The following is a 16,169-nucleotide window of genomic DNA, read 5'->3' on the forward strand; positions in this document are numbered from 1 at the left end:
ATTCAGTGCAGCGCGGGTGGTCGGATCGATCGCCTGCGCTGGCCGTCAGCGCCAGCACCGCACCTGCCCCCCACCTTTCAAGACCCCCCTCACCACAGCCGCAGCCTTCGTGCCCCCGGCATTTCCAGGCCCCGCGGGAAAATACTGTCTATCGTCAATAGGCAAGCGCGAGCTTCGTCAAGGACTGTGTGGGGCAGGGCCTCACCGGTCGGTTTGTCGCCATGGCGCCTGGAGCATTATGGAAAACCTCGGTCAGGACCCATCTCAAGGACGCAGCACCTCCAATCAGGCGCTGACTCGTGCCACCTTGCTGGGGTGCTCGGGGCTGCTGCTGGCGCTGTTCCTCTTCACCGGCTTGCTGCTGGTGTACATCGCCCTCGACCAGAACCTTTCCGCCGAACAGCACAATCGCCTGGATATCGAAAAGGCCCTGCAATCGCTGGACAGCAATGCCCGCACCACGCTCAAGGACTATGCCCTGTGGGGTGACGCCTACCAGCACCTGCACCTGCAGGTCGACCTCGACTGGGCCTACACCCGGCAGAACTTCGGTCCGACCCTGTACCACGACCTGGGTTTTGACGGCGTGTTCGTGATCAGTCCGGCAGGCCGCACCGTGTATTCCCTGGTGGCTGGGCGATTGGAGTCGATGGATGCCCGGGACTGGCTGGGGGAACAGCTGGCGCCCCTGGTGCAGGAGGTACGTTCGCAAGCCGGCGGCAAGGCCATCAGCCGTTACCATGCCATCGCCGGGACCCCGGCGCTGGTGGTCGCCGACCTGTTGAACCCAGGCAACGACCCGCAAGTGCGTGCCGACAGCGGGCCTCAGTCGGTGCTGATTTTCGTTGCGCGCCTGGAACCGTCGCGATTGTTGGCGCTGGGGCAGGGACTGGGCATCGAACAGTTGCAGGTGGCCGGCCCCGTGCAGGCCGCCGCACTGCCGTCCCTGACCCTGCCCGACGGCGCCGGAGTCCTGCAATGGCAACCGACACGCCCCGGGCATCAGTTGCTGGTACTGGTGATGCCGTTGCTGCTGTTGGCGGGCCTGCTGGCGGGCATCATGGCCGGCTTTCTGTTGCGCCGGGCCGGCGCGGCGGCCCGGGTCATGGACGATCAGGTCCAGGCCCTGCGGGTCAGTCGTAGCGCCTTGCTGGCCAGTGAAGAACGCTTTCGCGACGTCGCCGAAGCGGCGTCCGACTGGATCTGGGAAGTGGACCGGCACTTGTGTTTCACCTACTTGTCCGAGCGTTTCGAGGTGGTCACCGGGCTCTCCCGAGAGTCTGCGCTGGGGCGGCCGATGAACGAGCTGCTGAGCTCCGAGCAGGGGTCGCTGCTCAACTGGCTGGCGGCCCCGGAGCGGCGTTCCCAGGCGATCCTGCAATGCGCTTACCTGGATGGCCACCGGCAGCCGCGGATCTGCCGCCTTTCGGTGCGAGCCATGGCCGCCGGTGGTTATCGGGGCACCGCCAGCGACATCACCGAGGAGGTCGCCGCAAGGCGGCGGATCGAGTACCTGTCCCAGCACGATGCCCTCACCGGACTGGCCAACCGTACGCGCATGCAGGAGTTTCTCGAAGGCAAGCTGTTGGCCCTGCCGACCCTGCAGGAGCCCTTGTTGATGCTCAGCGTCGACCTCGATCGCTTCAAGCCGGTGAACGATCTGCTGGGGCATGCGGCGGGCGACCAGGTGCTGCATGAGGTGTCCCAGCGTCTGGCCCAATGCCTGCGGGGCGAGGATCTGGTGGCCCGGGTCGGGGGCGACGAGTTTGTCCTGGTGGTCCCGGGGCAGGTTGCCCAACCCGAGATCGAAGGCCTGTGCCGGCGTCTGATCGAGCGGATCGAAGAGCCGTTCTACATTGCCGAGCATGAAGTCTTCATCAGTGCCAGCATCGGCATTGCCCGGGCGCCGGTGGATGCCAGCCTGGCGGAGGAGCTGCTGCGTTTTGCCGACATCGCCCTGTATGAGGCCAAGGCGGCGGGGCGCAGTACCTGGCGGTTCTATGCCAGCGACATGAATGTGCGGATCATCGAACGCCGCGGCCTGGAGCGCGACCTGCGCCACGCCATCGAGCAGGATCAGTTGCTGCTGCAGTTCCAGCCACGCTATCGGCTGGCGGACGGACAGCTGGTGGGCGCCGAGGCGGTGGTGCACTGGCGGCATCCCCAGCGTGGGCTGCTGGGGCCCGAGGTGTTCTTACCGATCGCCGAGGACACCGGGCTGATCCTGCCCTTGAGCAACTGGGTGCTGCACGCCGCCTGCCGCGCGGCCCGGGCCTGGCCCGAACGCCTGCTGCTGGCGGTCAACCTGTCGGCCGCCGAGTTCCAGCGCGGGCAACTGGTGGCCAGGATCAGGACCGTCCTGGGCCAGAGCGGGCTGGCGCCCTCGCGGCTGGTGCTGGAAATGACCGACAAGGCGCTGCTGGACGACGGTCGCCAGGTGCTGGAGATCATGCAGGGGCTCAAGGCCCTTGGGGTGCAACTGCTGATGGACGATTTCGGCAGTGGCTACTCGGCGCTGCAGTACCTGCGGACCTTTCCCCTGGACGGCCTGAAGATCGACAGCAGCCTGGTGGCGGGACTGGGCGGCAATCAGGCCGGGCATTCGATTGTCCAGGCCATCGTCGATCTGGGGCATGCCTTGAGTCTGAAGGTGATTGCCGAAGGTGTGGAAAGCCCGGAGCAGTACCAGGCGCTGCAGGACATTCAGTGCGATCAGGCCCAGGGGCCGCACCTGAGTCCGCCTCTGGACAGCGACGCCTGGGTGAGGCTGTGCACCGAGCTGTCCCAGGCCAGCCGCTTTACCACTTAAGGCGGACCTTGCAGCGCTCGCTGGCCGTTGTGCCGCGCTCGCAATCAGCGCCAGGGACGGGGAGGGCGTGCCCGGTTCAGGCCGGGTCCGGACGATGGGGGCCCTGACGGATCGGCAGTTCCACCCGAAAGGTGCTGCCCACCCCCAACTGGCTGCGGACGCTGATTTGCCCGCCGTGTTTCTTGACGATCCCGTAGGACAGCGACAGGCCGAGCCCGGTGCCCTGGCCCACCGGCTTGGTGGTGAAAAAGGGGTCGAAGATCTTCTGCAGGTGCTGCTCGTCGATGCCGCAGCCACTGTCGCTGACTTCCAGCCAGACCCGCTCGCCTGCCACGCCGTTGCTCAGGGTGATGGTGCCGCGCTCGGGGCCTATGGCCTGGGCGGCATTGATCACCAGGTTCATCACCACCTGATTGAGCTGGGAGGGCAGGCACTCGATCTCTGGCAGCGGCTGGTAGTGCTTGATCAGGTCGGCCTTGTACTTGAGTTCGCTGGCGACGATGTTCAGGGTCGAGTCGATGCCCTGCTGCAGGTCCGCCATTTGCCAATGCTGGTCGCTGTCGACCCGGGAGAAATTCTTCAGGTCCTTGACGATCTGCTCGACCCGGCCGATGCCGTCCTTGGATTCCTTGATCAGCAGCGGGATGTCCTCCTGGAGAAAGTCCAGGTCGATGCTTTCGCGCAGGCTTTGCAGGCGCTTGCGCAACTCCGGCGCGGCGATGGCCTCTTCACTCTGGCGATAGGCCGTGAGCAGCTGGCTGATCTGTTCCAGGTAGCCCGCCAGGCTGCCGAGATTGGAGGCGACGAAGCCGATGGGGTTGTTGATCTCGTGGGCGACCCCGGCCGCCAGTTGCCCGAGGGAGGCCAGTTTCTCCGATTGCACCAGCTGGTTTTCCAGTTGCTTGCGCTCGTCGATTTCCAGTTGCAGGGCCGCACCGGCCTGTCTCAGGTCCTCGGTGCGCTGCTCTACCAGGTCTTCGAGATGGTGCATCTGCAGCAGGGCACGGGCGGTCATCTCCCATTTGCTGGTGAGGGTGCTGGCCATCTGCTGGACTTCGATGTTGTCGAAGGGCTTCTTCAGGATCAGCAGGCGGTTGTGGCCCTGCAGGCGCTCCAGCAGGTCCTCCCAGGAGTAGTCGGAATAGGCGGTGCACACCACCACCTGCAGGCGCGGGTCCTCTTGCCAGAGGCGCTCGATGGTCTGGGCTCCGTCCCAGCCCTGGGGCATGCGCATGTCGACGAAGGCCAGGGCATAGGGGCGCTGCTGCTCCAGGGCCTGGCAGACCTTGTTCAAGCCTTCCTGGCCGCCGTAGGCCGAGTCCAGTTCAAAGGGCTGTTGCCGGGGCTTGGCCTGGGCGCCGAACAACTGCGCTTCCAGGTCGTCCAGGCTGTTGGCGTCCGCCGCAGGCGGGGTGAGGATCTTGCGAAAGTCGTCGTGGATCGACGGGGTGTCGTCGATCAGCAGAATTCGCCGGTTGCTCAGATCGTCCATCATTGGCCCTCAGCGCTGATCAGCGGTATGTCCAGGGTAAAGGTCGCTCCCAGCCCCGGCCCGTCACTGTGCACGCTGAGCTGTCCGTCCATTTCCATGGCGGCCAGGGCGCAACTGTGCAGGCCGAAGCCGTGTCCTTCCTTGCGGGTGGTGAAACCGTGGGCAAAGATTCGCGTCAGGTTCTCGGCGGCAATGCCTTCGCCGCGGTCGCGGACTTGAATGCGCAAGGTCCGGTTGTCGATCACATGGGCACTCAGGGTCAGGGTCCGGGAGTGTTCGTCGAGATCGGACATGGCGTACTTGGCGTTGCTGATCAGGTTGATCAGGATCAGCAGCAGGCGGTGCTTGTCACCCAGGACCGGTGGCACCTGGGTGTAGTCCTTGACCACCGTAACCTGATGCCGGGCCAGGGCGCCGGAGTTCATGCGCAAGGCGTCATCGATCAGTTCGCCGACCTGCAACGGCTCGATCAGCCGCGAGGCCCCGGCGTAGGACTGCTGGGTGGCGACGATTTCCTTGATGTGGTCGACGCTGCGCCCAAGCTGGGCCAGTTCGCTGCTCATGCCCTGTTGCTCGCTGGCAATGGCTTGTACCAGTTGGTTGAGGTAGCCGGGGAGCAGCTTGCCTTTTTCGTCCTCACTGAAAAAATGCCCCAGATCATGTTGATGCTGATTGATCAGTTCCATCGCCTTGCCCAGGCCCTGAGCCTTGCTCGAGCGCAGGGTGCGGCTGAGCATCTCGCTGGAAATGTTCACGCTGTTGAGCACGTTGCCGACGTTGTGCAGGACATTGGTGGCGATTTCCGCCATGCCGGCCTGGCGCGCGGCGTCCAGCAACTCGCTCTGGGCCTCCTTGAGTTCCCGGGTGCGTTCCTCGACCCGCTGCTCCAGGTGTTCATTGGCGCTCTGCAGGGCGGTGTTGACCCGACGGATGACGGCAAAGCTGCTGATCAGGCGGATCGCCAGATAGAGGATCAACAGCACTAGCAGCACCGAGAATGCCAGCAGATACTGGTGGGACTTCTGGTCCTGCAGGTCGGCCTGGAGCTGGTCGTGGTTGAGCAGGCGGGTGATGTCGTCCAGGCGTTCGGCCACCGGGACCGAGGTGAGCCGCTCCAGCAGTTCATTGACCACCGGCTGCTCGCGCAGGATCACGGCGACGTGCTTGTTGAGGATGTCCACCGGTTCGTGCATGGCGGTGGGCAGGCGTTCCTTGTTGACCGTCAGTTTGTTCAGCCCTACCAGGATGTCCGCGGCTTTGTCGCTGCTGGAAATCTGGGCGAACTCCAGGCTGCTGAGCAGCAGGTCGTAGGTGTCGATGGCAAAATTCTGCAGCGCCAGTCGCTGCTGATCATCGAGGTCGGCCAGCCGGCGCTGGATGTCGTCCTCGGCGTAGGGCAGGAATGCCAGGGAGTTGCGCAGCACCGCGTTGTGGGATTTGAACCGTTCCACCAGGCCGGCTTTTTCCTGGAAGGCATTGAGGAACGCCTGGTGACTGGCCTGCCAGGCCGCCGGGTCGCTGTGACCCTGTTGCGAGAGCTGATCGAAGTGCTGCCACACCTGGTTGATCTGCTGCACCGGCTGCACCAGCGGATCGTAGTCGTGGGTAATGGCGATGCGCGCCTTGAGCACTTCGGTTTCCCATTGGGCGTTCAATTGCTTGATCTGGCCGATCAGGTCCCGGGACAGGGCGAAGTTCGGGGATTGGCCGATCATGGTCTTGAAGTAGAGCAACGCCAGCGCCAGGACCAGGCCCAGGGCCACCAGGGTCAGGAGCGTGGAGGGCCAGCGGCGGCGCAACTTCATAGCGGCTTGCCCTGCCATTGCCCGGTGAGGGTCTGGAGAAACTTGACGATCAGGCGGGTGTCCTGGGGGTTGGGGGTTCGGCCCAACTGGTACTTGAACATCACTTCCACGGCCTGTTCCAGGGTTTTTGCCGAGCCGTCGTGGAAGTAGGGGGCAGTGACCGCCACATTGCGCAGGCTGGGTACCTTGAACACGTTGCGGTCCTGCTCGTCGCCGGTGATCAGGAAACGCCCCAGGTCGGCGTCGGTGGGGTTGCCCCGGTCGGCAAAGTAGTCATTCATCACGCCGAACTTCTGGAACATGTTGCCGCCGATATTGACCCCTTGATGGCAGGCGATGCAGCCGTAGTCCTTGAACCGCTGGTAGCCGTACTTCTCCTCCTGGCTGAGGATCTCGGTGTTGCCTTGCAGGTACTGGTCGAAGCGCGAGCCGGCACTGAGCAGCGTCCGTTCATAACTGGCCAGGGCGTCCTGCACGTTGGCCGCGGTGATGGCGTCCGGGTACAGCGCACCGAAGGCCTGGCGGTAGCTGGCGTCGTCATTCAGGGTGCGAAGCAGGTTGGGCCAGTTGTTGCCCATCTCGGTGGGGCTTTGCACCACGTTGTCGATCTGCGCCTGGAGGGTCTCGACGCGACCGTCCCAGAACTGGCGAAAGTTCAGCGCAGCGTTGAACACACTGGGGGTGTTGACCTGGGAGAGCTGGCCCTTGATGCCCAGGGACTTGACCTGTGCGTCGGCCCCACCCTGGTCCAGCCGATGACAGCTGGCGCAAGAGAGGCTGTTGTCCAGGGACAGGCGCGGCTCGTTGAACAGCCGCCTGCCCAGCTCCACTCGCTGGGGATCGAGGGTGGGTACTGCGGGCAGGGGCTTGAGCGGTTCGTCCAGCGGTGCCGGGAAGGCCGGCGGGGCGACAGCGGCCATCGCCCAGAACAGCAGGCCGATGAGGCTGCGCGAGCGGCGTTGGCGTTGTCTGGGCTGCTGTTCAGCGGTCATGGTCGGCTACCTGCTTCTGAGACGCCTGGGCCCGCAGCAGGCGGGCAAAACTGTCGGCCGGCAGGGCCTTGCTGAAGTAATAGCCCTGGCCTTCCTCGCAGCCCTGTTGCTTGAGGAACGCCAGTTGTTCCTGGGTTTCCACCCCTTCGGCGATGATGCTCAGGTTCAGGCTGCGCCCCAGTTGGATAATCGCGCTGACCAGGGCGGCGTCCTTGGGCTCGTGACTCAGGCCATGGATGAAGGACTGGTCGATCTTCAGCACGTCCACCGGGAACTTGCGCAGGTAGCTGAGGCTGGAATAGCCGGTGCCGAAATCGTCTACCGCCAGGCGCACCCCCAGGGCCTTGATGGCTTGCAGGGTGGCGAGGGTGGCTTCGACGTTCTGCATCAGTACCCCTTCGGTGATTTCCAGTTCCAGCAGGGTCGGGTCCAGGGCACTGTCCAGCAGTGCGCGCTGCAACTGCTGGAGCAACTGCGGTTGCCTGAAGTCGCTGGCCGAGAGGTTGACCGACAGGCGGATCGGCGCCAGTCCCGCCTGCTGCCAGGCACGGGACTGGCGGGTAGCTTCGCCCACTACCCACTGACTGATCCGGTTGATCAGGCCACTGTCCTCGGCCACTGGAATGAACTGGGCGGGGCTGATCCAGCCCTGTTGTGGGCTGAACCAGCGAATCAGCGCTTCGGCGCCCACCACCTGGCCCGAGGCCAGGTGGATCTTGGGCTGGTAGTGCAAACTCAACTCCTGGCGCTCCAGGGCCTGGCGGATGCCCGATTCCAGGTGTTGGCGTTCCCGGGCGCGGTGGGTCATGTCCTCGGTAAAGAAACCGTAGCCCCCCGGTGCCTGCTCCTTGCTGTTGCGCATGGCCATTTCGGCCTTCTTGATCAGGCTCAGGGCATCCTGGCCATCCTCGGGGTAGAGGCTGATGCCCAGGCTGGCGGTGACCCGCAGGTCGTGCCCGGCCACATCGTGGGGCTGGCTCACCGTCGCCAGGAGCTTTTCGGCGACGCTACGGACCTGGGGCGGCGGCTCCTGATCATGGAGCAGCACCACGAATTCGTCGGAGCCGTAGCGGAACACCGAGTCCGACTCGCGCATGCCGTGCTGCAGGCTGTGGGCGATCCTCTTGAGCAACTCGTCGCCGGCCGGGTAGCCCAGGGCATTGTTGATCCGCTTGAAACGGTCCAGTCCGAGGAACATCACCGCCAGCTGTTGCCCATAACGCCGGGCCCGGGCCATGGCCTGGCCCAGGCGATCGCCGAGCAAGGCGCTGGAGGGCAACCCGGTGAGGGTATCGTAGTGCAGCAGGTGGGAGACCTTGAGCAGTTCCGCGACCCGTTCCTCGATGGTGCGCTGCAGATCGTCGAGCTTGTGCCGCGCATCCTGGGTCATCTGCCACTTCCAGGTCAGGGCACTGGCCATCTGGCGGATTTCCAGGCTGTCGAAGGGCTTTTTCAGGATCAGCAACTGGTCGCCAAAGGCCAGGCGCTCGGCCATGGTTTCCCAGGAATAGTCCGAATAGGCGGTACACAGCGCGATCTGCAGATCCGGGTCGACCTTCCACAATTGCTCGATGGTTTCCAGGCCGTCCCAGCCCGGCGGCATGCGCATGTCGATGAAGGCCATGGCATAGGGGGTGTCTCGGGCCAGGGCCGACTCGACCATGGCCAGGGCCTCGCGACCCTGGAACGCCGAATCCAGGCTGAACACCTGGAGCGGGCGGGAGGGGACGCTGCCGAACAACTGGTCTTCGACCTGGCTCAGGGCCAGGTTCTGCGAGGGCATGAGGATCTTGTGGAAGTCTTCATGAATGGAGAGGCTGTCATCCACAATCAGCACCCGTCGGTTGACGCTCGCAGATGGTGAGTCCGAGGGGTCTTGCGAACTTGTCTGTGCGTCGCAGCCAGTGTCCATTGACTTTCCCTAGTGTTCTGAGCGCGCGTCCAACGCTGTGAGCATAGTCACTGGAACATGCGCCGTACGAGGTTTTTTCGATTTACATCCCCGGGTGAAAATCAAAAAAATAGCTAGGATTGTCTGGGCTGTAGCGCCGCTGGGCGCTGGCCGGGCGGAGCTGTCCGGGGAACGAGATGCAGGACAGGGGGACCCACCATGGAAGAGTTGCAGCCCACCGAACCAGGACAGCGTCCAAGCCTGTTGCTGGTGGATGACGAAGAATCGATCCTCAACAGCCTGCGGCGCCTGCTACGCAGCCAGCCCTATGAAGTGCTGCTGGCCGACAGCGGTGCCAGGGCCCTGGAAATCCTGGCCCAGCGTCCGGTTGACCTGGTGATGAGCGATGCGCGCATGCCCGACATGGACGGCGCCACCCTGCTGGCCCGGGTGCGCGAGGGCTACCCGGCCACCCGCAGGATTCTGCTCACCGGCTACGCCGACCTGAGCACCATCGTCAAGGCCGTCAACGAAGGGCAGATCCACCAGTACCTGAGCAAACCCTGGAACGACGAAGAGCTGCTGCTGATCCTGCGCCAGACCCTGGAATACCAGCACGCCGAGCGCGAGCTCAAGCGCCTGCAGCAACTGGTGCTGGAGCAGAACCGCCAGCTCAAGGTGAGCAACGCCGAACTGGAAAAGCGCGTGGCTTCCCGGACCGCCGAGCTGCAACAGACCGCCGACATGCTGGACCTGGCCTATGAGGAGCTCAAGCACAGCTATGTGACCGGCACTGAGGTGTTCTCGCTGCTGGCCAACCTGCGCCTGCCGGCGGACAAGCAGACCAACCGCAAGATCATCGAACTGGTGCGCGCCTGTTGCGCAAGCTATGGCCTGGACGAAACCGCCAGCCGTGACCTGACCATGGCCGCCGCCTTGTACAACATCGGCAAGCTGAGCTGGAGCGATGCCATGCTGGCCGCTCCGGCGGAGCTGTTGCGGCACGCCGATCAGGAGCGTTATCGGGCCTATCCCTCCCAGAGCGAGTCGCTGCTGATGACGCTGGAGCCGATGCAGGATGCGGCGCGGCTGATCCTCCATCATCAGGAACGCTGGGATGGCAGCGGCTTTCCCCAGCATCTGCGGGGCGAGGCGATTCCCTGGGGCGCCCGGCTGCTGAAGCTGGTGGTGGACTTCATCGAGTTGCAGTGCGGGTTGATTCTGGAGCGGCGAATGAACAGCGACGAGGCTTTGCTGTTCATTCGCAAGTACGCCGGCCGTCTGTATGACCCGAACATGGTGGAAGGCTTTGTTCGGGTCTGTGCTGCCTACCTCAATGACGTGACCGTCGATGATCCGACGGTCCGGGTGCTGGGCACCCGTGATCTGCAGGCAGGGATGGTCCTGCGGCGCAACCTCAATGCCGACAACGGCATGCTGCTGCTCAATGCCGGCAAGGTGATCAGCGAGCCGCTGGTCCAGAAGCTGATTGCCTTTGAAGCCATGGAAGGGGGGCACTACAGCATTTTTGTCAGCGTGCCTGAAGCCCCAGGACCGTCTCTGGACATCGGGCACTGATCGCCGCTCTTGATCTGTGCCCGGTTGTTCCGTCATCTTTCGCACCGCGCGCCGCCCAGGCCCTGGCGCAGTGTCCCGCTGGCGCCTCGGCCGACGCTCGCTCGGCGGTCGTCGCGCCTGACCGGCTTTGCCGGGGCACGGCGCGGCGAATGTCATGTTCCTGCAACCCCGGCATGCCAAGAAAGTGAAGCTGTGTGCCTGCAGCTGCACCCCGATGGCGTGGCCAGGACAATCCGATATCCCTAGGAGAGGTAACGATGAGAAAGTTTTTTGCCCTGATGGCAGCCCTGGTGCTGACCCTGGGGATGGTGGGCCTCAGCGACGCGCGTCAGCCCAAACAGCAGCGCGAGTCGGTGGCGGGGGCTTTTGACTACTACCTGCTGGCTTTGTCCTGGTCACCGACCTTTTGCCTGATGCATCCGGAGAACGAACAGTGCTCGGGCAAGGGCTATGGGTTTGTCCTCCACGGTCTGTGGCCGCAATACGCCAAGGGCGGCTGGCCCCAGTCCTGCCCACCCTTGACCCCGCTGACGCAGGATGAGCGGGCCAAGGGCCTGACCCTGTTTCCCACCGCCAAACTGATGAACCACGAATGGACCAAGCACGGCACCTGCAGTGGCCTGGGGGGCATGGGTTACCTGGATGCGACGGACAAGGCCCTGGCGACGGTGCAGATACCGCAAGCGCTGCAACCTTCGACCGCGGTGCGTTACTTTGAAGCCACGCAGATTGCCCAGCAGTTTCGCCAGAGCAACCCGGGGATCGCCGAAAACGGCATCGCCATTCTCTGCAGCGGCCCCGAGCTTTCCGAAGTCCGGGTCTGCCTGACCAAGGACCTGGACTTTGGCGCGTGCGGCAAAGGCGTGAAAAACCAGTGCCGCGCCGGCCAGATCCGTATCCCGCCGATCCGCTGAAAGCGTCCGCGCGCCGCCCCGATCGGCGCCGACGGGGCATCGAGATTGTCGTGCCCCCGCTTCCGTAGGAGCCGGCTTGCCGGTGAAGAGGTCCTCGAACCTTGCACCGGGCTTGAGGACGCTTTCGCTGGCACGCCAGCTCCTACGGGCCACAGGCACGTCAATTCCGATGTTCCGTAGGACAAGCCCCTTCAGGGCAGGTCGGCCAACAGGTTTTGCAGGTGTACGGCGGTGGCGGCGCTGCAATCCTGCATCGGGGCCCGCAGGTGTGGCTCGATCAGGCCCTGATGGGCCAGCAGGGCCTTCACCGGCGCCGGGTTGGGCTCGGCGAACAGCGCCTGAATCAGCGGCACCAGTTGCCGGAAGGTGGTCCGCGCCGCATCCAGCTGCTGGTCCCGCACCTGGCGCTGCAACTGCACGAACAACTCCGGACGAATGTGCGCCGCGGCCGCAATGGCGCCGCTAGCCCCCAGGCACAGGGCGCTGAACAGTTGCAGGTCTTCACCGCACAACACCTCTACCGCGCCACTGGCCAGCAGCGCCAGGGTCTTGTCCAGGTTGCCGCCACAGTCCTTGACGGCGGCAATCCGCGGATGACGCACGATGTTGAGCAGGGTGTCCTTGTCCAGGTTGACCCCGGTGCGATAGGGAATGTCGTAGACGATCAGCGGCACGCTGGAAGCATCGGCGACGCTGTGGAAGAAGCTTTCCAGGGCCGCCTGGGAGGGGCGGATGTAATAGGGCGCAGGCACCAGCAGGGCCGCCACCGGGCGCTTGAGGATTTCCGTTTGCAGGCTCAGCAGCGATTTCAGGTTGTTGCCTGCCAGGCCCATGATGACGCGCCCGGCGGGGGCCTGTTCGAGCACGGCGTCGAGTACCGCCAGTTGTTCGTCCTTGTCCAGGGCCGCGGCTTCGCCGGTGGTGCCGCAGACCACCAGCCCGGCCACGCCGCTTTCCAGCAGATGGGCGCTCAGGCGCCGCAGGGCGGCAAAGTCGATGGCGCCATTGTGAAAGGGCGTGACGATGGGGACCCAGATTCCTTGAAACGATGACATGCGTGTTCTCCTGATGGTTGACCGTCGGGTCGTCGTCAGAAGAGTAGAAGGGCGTTAAGCAGGGGGGCGGGTGTCCGTAGCGCTTGATGTCCTGTCAGCTCATCTGACGGGACACAGCGCCCCGGTCACATGAGCGACTGTTTCTTCGATTTAGAGTTGCAAGCCACCCAGGCTCCGGCCTTGGCCAGCAGGCCAATGGCGCGAGAATCGAGGGTAAGGGCTTGGGACATGGCTGGGGCAGACTCTGAAATCAGGCGCACAGTTTTAAAAGCCGGCGCGGGGTTTGTCAATCCTCGAACAGGGCTCGGTTGATTGGCTGCTGCCACGCCGGGTCAAGGCGGGTTCTGCGCGGGTCACAGGGTCTTGACGGCGCGGCCGATGAACTGCACGGGGCCGGTAGGCCTGCCAACCGCCGAGCCTTGGCGATCTTCCAGGGTCAGTTCGAACAATTGATTGGTTTGCAGGGGTGGCAGGTGATCAAGCGGCACACGCAACGGCTGGCCGGGCTTGACCAGCCCAAGAGACACCGGGCCCTTCCAGTCGTCGGCCTTGGTCCAGAACTCCAGGGCCTTGTCCGCCGGAACCTCGATGCTGCCCAGTGGAATCAACTGCAGCTCCCGGGTGTCATTGGCTTGCACCACCCAGCCGGGTGATTTGTCCTGAGGGGCTACCAGCACCACCAGGTAACTGGGAGGGGCATCGGGGCGCAGCATCAGCAGGCTGGCCAACAGAACACTGGCGGCCAGGCCGGCAGCGGCCAATCCACGCCACAGCGCCAGAGGGTTGAAGCGCCTGGCGCTACTTGCGGCCGAGACCGGGTCAGGTTCAGCCAGTTGCTCCAGGCTGCGTTCTATACGCCGCCAAAGCCAGGGCGACGGCGTGACGGGAGCGGCCAAAGCGGTGAGGGGATGCAGGCGCTGTTCCCAGCTTTGCACGGCGCTACGCAGGGCGGGGTCATGGGGCAGGCGCTGTTCGAGCAGGCGACGTTGTTCGGCGTCCAGGGTGCCCAGGACATATTCACTGGCCAGGGCCTGGAGCGTGGGATCGCTGTCGTCCCGTGGACCGATATTCATCCCAGGCACTCCCGTAAAGCACTGAGACTGCGCTTGATCCAGGCTTTGACCGTCCCCAGCGGGGTGGTCGTTCTGGCGGCAATCTCCATGTGTGAATAGCCGTCCAGATAGGCCAGCAGGAGACACTCGCGGCGCTGTGAGGGCAGTTGCCCCAGGCAATGCTGAAGACGTCCGGCATCAGCCAGCACGGTGATCGCCTCTGTGTTCATGGCCAGCCCGTCAAGGGTGTCCAGGTGGTCTGCATAAGGTTCTTCAATAGGCACCTCACGGCCATGGCGGCGTAGGAAATTCAGCGCCAGATGCCGGGTGATGCTGAACATCCAGCCGCGGGCACTGCCCCGTTCGGGGTCGAAACTGCTTGCGCCTTGCCAGATTCGGATGAAGGCGTCATGCAGGATGTCTTCGGCCAGGGCCGTGTCGCGTACCAGGCGTTTGGCGACGCCGAGCAAGCGCGGCCCTTCCTCGTGATAAAGGGCTTCCAGAGCCTGGCGCTCACCTCGGGCACAAGCGGCGATGCAGCCTGCGTGGTCAAACAGGGGTTCGGGTAGAGACAAGGGCATTTACCTGCGACAGATGACAGCCACCGCCACCCAAGCGGTGCAGTGGCTGTCAGCAGCGTAGACCAGTTGCCAGTGCCTGGCCTTGCATCTTGGGTGGCGAATCAGCGGGCCGCCCAGAAGATGTAGTCCGCCTGGTACTTCACTGTTTCACGGGTGCCCTTGTTAGCAGCGGTGCACGCGCTGCTGGGGGCCACGCCACCCTTGAGGGCCACTCGCTGAATGTAACTGACGCCGCTCATCAGCCCCTTGCCTTCGGCCGGATTGGCCTTGACCAGTTGATAGGGCAGGTTGCCGGCGCTGGACGGCGCCACGGCGACCTGGGTCCCGGTGATCTTCGAACCGTCCTTGGCCTGCCAGGTGGCTGGTGGGCCGAAGTAGTCACCCAGCACCTTGCCGCTGCGATCGCTGAGCACCGCCTTGGGGCCGACGAAGACCCATTCGGTCTCGCCCGGTGCATTGGCCTTGTCCCGGCACTCGTAGGTGATTTCACCGGTGCCCACGGTTTCCAGGGCAACTTTGTGGCCCTCCGGCACCTTGATGCTGTCGGGCAATGCGCTCTGCGCCTGGGCCACAGGCAGGGCGCCCAGGCAGGCGATGGTCAAGGTTGCGCTGAGGCAGAGAAGACGTTGTTTGGCGTGCATGGTGGCTCTCCATTGGGGATCGGTTCGGCAGTTTTCAGGACTGCTATGGGTACTACCCCTGAGCGACGTATCTGGATGCAGCGCCGAGAAAAAATATTCAGCGCAGCGGCATATCACCCGCTGCGGGTCATCCGGTGATCCTGGGCGTTGAGCCGGTAGAGCAGGCTCGGTGGCTGCCCGGGAAAGTCCTCCAGCTCGCCGTCCAGCGTCATCCCCAGGCGTTCCAGGGCCCGCCTGGACGGCAGGTTGTCGGGCCGCACCAGACCGGTGACCCGGGGCGCCAGCAGTTCGCCGAAGGCCAATTGCAGGGCCGCCTGGGCCATCTCGTTGGCGAAACCCTGGCCCCAGGCTTCGGGGGTGAAGCGAAAGTACAGGTTCAGCCCGGCCTCCTGCCCGAAGTGCGCCCGCATGAGTCCGCCAAAGCCGATGATCTGTTGCGGTGCGTCCAGCCGGGCGATTGCCCAGTAGCCAAAGCCGTACTGCTGCCAATGGGCAATCCAGCTGTGCAGCCGGTCGCTGGTGGCTTCGGCGCTGTCGGGGCCGCAGGGGTTGAAGCGGTGGGTCTGCGGGTCGCCGTGGATGGCGCAGGCCTGCGGCAGGTCGTCCAGGGTCGGTGGACGTAACAGCAGGCGTGTGGTGCGGGTGATGGACGACAACATGGACGAGGCTCTTTGCTTCAGATGAGATGGAGCGCCAGGTGGCAGGTGGTGGTCAGGCCTGTGCGGGTGGCCCCGGAGAAGTTAGGTGATCACCCCGGACTTTTCCATTGTCGTCAGGGCGCGCTGGTTGAAGCCGCGAGCAGGGCCCAGCCTGCGCAACGAACCGCTTGCCGCCGCTGCGGCGTCAGCCTGGCCAACGGTACAGGCTGGCGGGATAGCCCTGGGCGATGATCGGTGTCGGGGTTTGCCCCGGCAGCATGGCCTGCCAGAAATCCCGGGCGGGCAGGTTGGCGCTGAAGTGCATCACCTGCCAGGGCCCCTTGTAGTGCTCGAACAGTTGTTGCGTTACCTGCCGGCCGACGCCCAGGCGGCGCAGCCGTCGAGCGACGAACAGGTAGCCGAGGTTGTACCGCGCATCGCTGTCGCAGCGTTGCTGGTCGACGACGGCAAAGCCGGTCAGTTCCCCCGCCACCAGGATCAGCCAGGGATGGGTGGCCGGGTGGCGCCAGTAGTCGTCCAGGGCCTGGATGGCGTACAGCCCCTGGGCGACGAATTTGAGTGGCAGCCACTGACTGAGCTCATAGAGATAGAACTGCATGAGGTTTTCCAGGCAGGGCCAGTCGTCGCGAGCGGCCGGGCGCAGTTCAAGATGGTCCATCAAGGGCGACTCCAGCCCCGGTCACTGCGGGGCGCAACAGGT

13 protein-coding genes are annotated in these 16,169 nt (G+C 64.4%); 3 read left to right on the top strand and 10 right to left on the bottom strand.

The window, feature by feature from the left end; translation table 11 throughout:
* Window positions 1–238: 238 nt before the first annotated feature.
* Window positions 239–2,809 carry a bifunctional diguanylate cyclase/phosphodiesterase gene (locus tag WIN67_RS14200; RefSeq protein WP_110651537.1) on the top strand — a complete coding sequence of 857 codons (2,571 nt, stop codon included), beginning with the start codon at window positions 239–241 and terminating at the stop codon, window positions 2,807–2,809.
* Between the two features lie 76 nt (window positions 2,810–2,885).
* On the opposite strand, the gene WIN67_RS14205 is transcribed toward WIN67_RS14200, so the two are convergent.
* The 4 genes from WIN67_RS14205 to WIN67_RS14220 are packed head-to-tail and all read right to left on the bottom strand — an operon-like array spanning window position 2,886 to window position 9,010.
* Window positions 2,886–4,301: an ATP-binding protein gene (locus WIN67_RS14205; protein WP_339071712.1), complete on the bottom strand. Its 1,416-nt coding sequence runs from the start codon at window positions 4,299–4,301 to the stop codon at window positions 2,886–2,888.
* Complete coding sequence (locus tag WIN67_RS14210; protein WP_339071522.1) at window positions 4,301–6,106, bottom strand: DAHL domain-containing protein; 1,806 nt, start codon at window positions 6,104–6,106, stop codon at window positions 4,301–4,303. Before WIN67_RS14210 ends, WIN67_RS14205 begins: the two co-directional genes overlap by 1 nt.
* Window positions 6,103–7,098, bottom strand: coding sequence for a cytochrome-c peroxidase (locus WIN67_RS14215; RefSeq protein WP_422394688.1), 996 nt, complete (start codon window positions 7,096–7,098; stop codon window positions 6,103–6,105). Before WIN67_RS14215 ends, WIN67_RS14210 begins: the two co-directional genes overlap by 4 nt.
* Window positions 7,088–9,010: a putative bifunctional diguanylate cyclase/phosphodiesterase gene (locus tag WIN67_RS14220; protein ID WP_339071523.1), complete on the bottom strand. Its 1,923-nt coding sequence runs from the start codon at window positions 9,008–9,010 to the stop codon at window positions 7,088–7,090. The genes WIN67_RS14215 and WIN67_RS14220 overlap by 11 nt, the downstream gene beginning before the upstream one ends.
* Window positions 9,011–9,208: 198 nt before the next feature.
* Between WIN67_RS14220 and WIN67_RS14225 the strand changes: the two genes are divergently transcribed.
* Window positions 9,209–10,567: an HD domain-containing phosphohydrolase gene (locus WIN67_RS14225; protein WP_102879650.1), complete on the top strand. Its 1,359-nt coding sequence runs from the start codon at window positions 9,209–9,211 to the stop codon at window positions 10,565–10,567.
* Window positions 10,568–10,824: 257 nt separating this feature from the next.
* Complete coding sequence (locus tag WIN67_RS14230) at window positions 10,825–11,481, top strand: ribonuclease T2 (RefSeq protein WP_339071524.1); 657 nt, start codon at window positions 10,825–10,827, stop codon at window positions 11,479–11,481.
* Between the two features lie 191 nt (window positions 11,482–11,672).
* Here WIN67_RS14230 and dapA read toward each other — a convergent pair whose 3' ends face one another.
* The 6 genes from dapA to WIN67_RS14260 all read right to left on the bottom strand — a co-directional run bounded on the left by dapA (window position 11,673) and on the right by WIN67_RS14260 (window position 16,127).
* Window positions 11,673–12,536 carry a 4-hydroxy-tetrahydrodipicolinate synthase gene (gene dapA, locus WIN67_RS14235; RefSeq protein ID WP_110595549.1) on the bottom strand — a complete coding sequence of 288 codons (864 nt, stop codon included), beginning with the start codon at window positions 12,534–12,536 and terminating at the stop codon, window positions 11,673–11,675.
* 353 nt (window positions 12,537–12,889) lie between these two features.
* Entirely contained in the window at window positions 12,890–13,609 is a 720-nt protein-coding gene (locus WIN67_RS14240; RefSeq protein ID WP_300239105.1) for an anti-sigma factor, read from the bottom strand.
* Window positions 13,606–14,163, bottom strand: a complete 558-nt coding sequence (locus tag WIN67_RS14245) for a sigma-70 family RNA polymerase sigma factor (protein ID WP_375538373.1) — start codon at window positions 14,161–14,163, stop codon at window positions 13,606–13,608. The genes WIN67_RS14240 and WIN67_RS14245 overlap by 4 nt, the downstream gene beginning before the upstream one ends.
* Before the next feature lie 107 nt (window positions 14,164–14,270).
* Window positions 14,271–14,810, bottom strand: a complete 540-nt coding sequence (locus WIN67_RS14250; RefSeq protein WP_102864566.1) for a DUF3455 domain-containing protein — start codon at window positions 14,808–14,810, stop codon at window positions 14,271–14,273.
* 113 nt (window positions 14,811–14,923) lie between these two features.
* Window positions 14,924–15,469: a GNAT family N-acetyltransferase gene (locus WIN67_RS14255; protein WP_110595552.1), complete on the bottom strand. Its 546-nt coding sequence runs from the start codon at window positions 15,467–15,469 to the stop codon at window positions 14,924–14,926.
* A 184-nt stretch (window positions 15,470–15,653) separates the two neighbouring features.
* Window positions 15,654–16,127 (bottom strand): GNAT family N-acetyltransferase, encoded by a 474-nt coding sequence (locus tag WIN67_RS14260; RefSeq protein WP_339071526.1) that lies wholly within the window; start codon window positions 16,125–16,127, stop codon window positions 15,654–15,656.
* Window positions 16,128–16,169: the final 42 nt, after the last annotated feature.

The sequence above is a fragment of the Pseudomonas idahonensis genome, from assembly GCF_037903935.1.
Lineage (GTDB): Bacteria > Pseudomonadota > Gammaproteobacteria > Pseudomonadales > Pseudomonadaceae > Aquipseudomonas > Aquipseudomonas danubii.

What these genes read in the sequence shown, in the direction of transcription:
- WIN67_RS14200 (WP_110651537.1), top strand. Translation starts at nt 239, where the DNA reads ATGGAAAACCTCGGTCAGGACCCATCTCAAGGACGCAGCACCTCCAAT.
- WIN67_RS14205 (WP_339071712.1), bottom strand. Translation starts at nt 4,301, where the DNA reads ATGGACGATCTGAGCAACCGGCGAATTCTGCTGATCGACGACACCCCG.
- WIN67_RS14210 (WP_339071522.1), bottom strand. Translation starts at nt 6,106, where the DNA reads ATGAAGTTGCGCCGCCGCTGGCCCTCCACGCTCCTGACCCTGGTGGCC.
- WIN67_RS14215 (WP_422394688.1), bottom strand. Translation starts at nt 7,098, where the DNA reads ATGACCGCTGAACAGCAGCCCAGACAACGCCAACGCCGCTCGCGCAGC.
- WIN67_RS14220 (WP_339071523.1), bottom strand. Translation starts at nt 9,010, where the DNA reads ATGGACACTGGCTGCGACGCACAGACAAGTTCGCAAGACCCCTCGGAC.
- WIN67_RS14225 (WP_102879650.1), top strand. Translation starts at nt 9,209, where the DNA reads ATGGAAGAGTTGCAGCCCACCGAACCAGGACAGCGTCCAAGCCTGTTG.
- WIN67_RS14230 (WP_339071524.1), top strand. Translation starts at nt 10,825, where the DNA reads ATGAGAAAGTTTTTTGCCCTGATGGCAGCCCTGGTGCTGACCCTGGGG.
- dapA (WP_110595549.1), bottom strand. Translation starts at nt 12,536, where the DNA reads ATGTCATCGTTTCAAGGAATCTGGGTCCCCATCGTCACGCCCTTTCAC.
- WIN67_RS14240 (WP_300239105.1), bottom strand. Translation starts at nt 13,609, where the DNA reads ATGAATATCGGTCCACGGGACGACAGCGATCCCACGCTCCAGGCCCTG.
- WIN67_RS14250 (WP_102864566.1), bottom strand. Translation starts at nt 14,810, where the DNA reads ATGCACGCCAAACAACGTCTTCTCTGCCTCAGCGCAACCTTGACCATC.
- WIN67_RS14255 (WP_110595552.1), bottom strand. Translation starts at nt 15,469, where the DNA reads ATGTTGTCGTCCATCACCCGCACCACACGCCTGCTGTTACGTCCACCG.
- WIN67_RS14260 (WP_339071526.1), bottom strand. Translation starts at nt 16,127, where the DNA reads ATGGACCATCTTGAACTGCGCCCGGCCGCTCGCGACGACTGGCCCTGC.